General features: G+C 53.5%; 1 protein-coding gene. It reads right to left on the reverse strand.

Going from position 1 to position 299, the window contains the following annotated elements:
* Positions 1–299, reverse strand: a 299-nt coding sequence (locus A1OO_RS22415) for a VCBS domain-containing protein (RefSeq protein ID WP_035008743.1), incomplete at both ends; no start/stop codon positions are given.

The following is a 299-nucleotide window of genomic DNA, read 5'->3' on the forward strand; positions in this document are numbered from 1 at the left end:
CCATCAGATGCCGTTAAGGTGAAGGTGTCGTTCGCAGACTCCCCGTCTGGCAGGGTTTGTGCGCTGTCAGGATCAACCGTGTAGGTCCAGTTGCCATCAACCAAGCTCAATGAGCCGTATTCCCCTTCGATGGTGGTGTTACTGATGGTTGGGTTTTCACCGTTATCCACATCACTGATGTTGATAGAGCCAGACACCGTGGTGCCTTGATCTGTGGTGTTGCCCGTCGTATCGCCTGTCACTACCGCCGCATCATCCGTGCCTGTAATAGTGATAACGATGTCTTGGGTGGTGCCATC

Source organism: Enterovibrio norvegicus FF-33, from assembly GCF_000286835.2.
GTDB lineage: Bacteria > Pseudomonadota > Gammaproteobacteria > Enterobacterales > Vibrionaceae > Enterovibrio > Enterovibrio norvegicus_A.